The organism is Streptomyces sp. NPDC001100 (assembly GCF_053598575.1).
The window spans coordinates 1-1309 of the sequence record NZ_JBSFKO010000099.1 but is presented as its reverse complement, the minus strand read 5'-3'; the positions used below and the strand labels follow the sequence as shown (position 1 = coordinate 1309).

General features: G+C 64.1%; 2 protein-coding genes. One reads left to right on the top strand and one right to left on the bottom strand.

Annotation, left to right across the window (positions count from 1 at the left end; genetic code table 11):
* Window positions 1–77: 77 nt before the first annotated feature.
* Window positions 78–494 (bottom strand): IS200/IS605 family transposase, encoded by a 417-nt coding sequence (gene tnpA / locus ACWDEW_RS48820; protein WP_450522840.1) that lies wholly within the window; start codon window positions 492–494, stop codon window positions 78–80.
* A gap of 27 nt (window positions 495–521) precedes the next feature.
* Here tnpA and ACWDEW_RS48815 point away from each other — a divergent pair.
* On the top strand, window positions 522–1309 hold a 788-nt coding region (locus ACWDEW_RS48815), incomplete at its 3' end, for an RNA-guided endonuclease InsQ/TnpB family protein (protein ID WP_450522839.1).

Here is a 1309-nt window from a genome sequence, read left to right as displayed (position 1 = left end):
CTTACCGGGTTTCTTGCAGAAAGCCCCGGCGTTCACGCCGGGGTTGAATGCATCTCAAGGCTGCTCTGACGTGCACGTCAGAGCGGACGTTTTTGCTGCTCGATGTACTGGCGGACGATCGCCAACGGTGCTCCTCCGCACGACGCGGAGAAGTACGAGGGCGACCACAGATGCCCGTGCATGATGGCGCGGTTGATCCGGCCGGTGAACTCCTGCCGTATCCGGCGGGCGGAGACGCCCTTGAGGCTGTTGACCAGCTTCGAGACGGCGACCTTGGGCGGGTAGTGCACCAGGAGGTGGACGTGATCGCGTTCGCCGTTGAACTCCTTCAGCTCCGCTTCGAAGTCCTCGCACACCTTGCGCATGATCTCCTCGCAGCGTGTCAGCATCTCGTCGGTGAACACCCCACGCCGGTACTTCGTCACAAAGACCAAGTGCACATGCATCGCCGAAACCACGCGTCTGCCACGCCTGTAATCATTCGGTCCATCCATGAGACCAATCGTAGTAGGATCTTGAGTGTGCAGCTCCGCTACAACTATCGGGCCTACCCGGACGCCGCACAGCGCCGTGCGCTGGCGAGCGCGTTCGGGTGCGCCCGTGTGGTGTGGAACGACTGCCTGCGCGATCGTAAGGAAGCGCACGCGGCAGGGCTGCCGTATGTGAAGTCGGCCGAGCTGTCCCGGCTTCGCATCACCCAGGCCAAGCGCACCCAGGAACGTGCCTGGCTCGCCGACGTGTCGGCGGTCGTCCTGCAGCAGTCCCTGCGGGATCTGGACACCGCCTACAAGAACTTCTTCGACAGCCTCAAGGGCAAGCGGCAGGGCCGCAAGGCCGGCCCTCCCCGCTACAAGTCGAAGAAGGACACCCGGCAGTCGATCCGTCTCAACACCAACGCCTTCTCCCTCCAGGACGATGGCACCGTGTACGTGGCCAAGGTCGGCGGCCTCAAGGTCAAGTGGTCCCGCCGGCTTCCGGCCGCACCCACGTCCCTGACCGTCACCAAGGACAGTTGCGGCCGGTACTTCCTCAGCTTCGTCGTGGACACCGAGCCGGACAACCTCCCGGAAGTGGAGACCGACGCCGGTATCGACCTCGGTCTGTCGGCCTTCGCGGTCCTGTCTGATGGGCGGAAGATCGACAGTCCCCGCTTCCTGCGCCGGGCTGAGAAGAAACTCAAACGCCTTCAGCGGGAACTGTCCCGCAAGGTGAAGGGATCGAAGAACCGGGCCAAGGCCCGCATCAAGGTCGCACGCCAGCACGCCAAGGTCGCCGACCGGCGCCGGGACTTTCACCACAAGGCCTCCAC